This window comes from Streptomyces sp. NPDC051664 (genome assembly GCF_044453545.1).
Lineage (GTDB): Bacteria > Actinomycetota > Actinomycetes > Streptomycetales > Streptomycetaceae > Streptomyces.
Window position 1 is genome coordinate 1 of the sequence record NZ_JBITCU010000138.1, and the last position, 1,232, is coordinate 1,232.

1 protein-coding gene is annotated in these 1,232 nt (G+C 68.7%); it reads right to left on the reverse strand.

Annotated elements, in window-relative coordinates; all coding sequences use genetic code 11:
* Positions 1-149 precede the first annotated feature (149 nt).
* Positions 150-893, reverse strand: a complete 744-nt coding sequence (locus ACIA8E_RS42030) for an IPT/TIG domain-containing protein (RefSeq protein ID WP_399307407.1) — start codon at positions 891-893, stop codon at positions 150-152.
* Positions 894-1,232: the final 339 nt, after the last annotated feature.

The window sequence follows — 1,232 nt, forward strand, 5'->3', positions numbered from 1 at the left end:
GGGGTGACTGGTCAGGAAGTGTTGGGCCCCCGGCCCGGGATGGCTTCCGGACCGGGGGCTCGGGAGACGGGCACGGCACCTGTGTGGTCAGCGCGTCCGCTCCGGGGTGGGACGACGGTCGCCGGCGGTGACCGACCCCTGAGGGGCGGTCAGATGCCCGGTCCTGCGACGTAGGTGTACCCGTCCACGGCAGTCGCGCTGCCCGCGTCGTTGGTCACGACGACGTCGACGGCACCGGCCGTCCCAGGGGGCGTGACGGCCGACACCGAGGTGTCGGAGAGCACGGTGAAGGGCGCCGGGTTCCCGTCGAAGGTGACCTCCGTCGTGCTGGTGAGACCGGTACCGGCCACGGTCACGGTCGTGCCGCCCGTCGCCGGCCCCGACGCGGGGGTGACCGTCGTCACCGTCGGGACGGCGACGTAGGTGTACGAGAGCCCGTTGTTGGTGCCGCCCGCCGTGGTGACGCTGACTCCCACGGAGCCTGCGGCGCCTGCCGGTGCGGCAACCGTGATCTGGCCGTCGGACACGATCGTCGGCACCGCCGTGTTGGCGCCGAAGGCGACGCTGCTGGCAGTGGACAGGCCGGTGCCGTTGATGGTCACGGTTCCGCCGCCTGCCGTCGACCCGGACGTCGGACTGAGGGACTGCTTGAACGGCGCCCCTACGTAGTAGAAGGGGATGGGGTTGCTCGTCCCTCCCGGAGTGGTCACGGTGACGCCGACCGACCCGTTGCCGGACGGGGAGACGGCGGTGACCTGGGTGGGCGAGACGTTGGTGACGGCGGTGGCGGACCGGGTGCCGAAGCGCACCGCGGTGGTGCCGCTGAGGCCGGTGCCGGTGATGGTGACGAGTGTGCCGCCGCCACTTGATCCTTGGTTCGGGCTGATTGGCATGAGAGGTTCCTCCTCGCTCGCAATGCGGTACATTGCGAGCAGTGATGGGACGTTCGGTTTCGGGTTCGCGTACGTCTCGAGTGGTTGCGACTCGGCTCTCGTGTCCACCGGCCAGGTCGTAGTTCGATGGCCCTGCACAGCTGTTTGCCTGGCGGTATGGGCCGCCTGCCTGATATGCAGGGCCATCGACGAACACCGTTGATCCTGCGCCGGATCAACGACCTGCTCGCACCCGCTCGAAAAGTCATACATCCGTCGAAACGGACACTTCGAGTAACCCATTCGGGTGGCATGGCCACAAGGGCCCTGACAAGATGCCAGCCATTCAGTCGAGCGCTC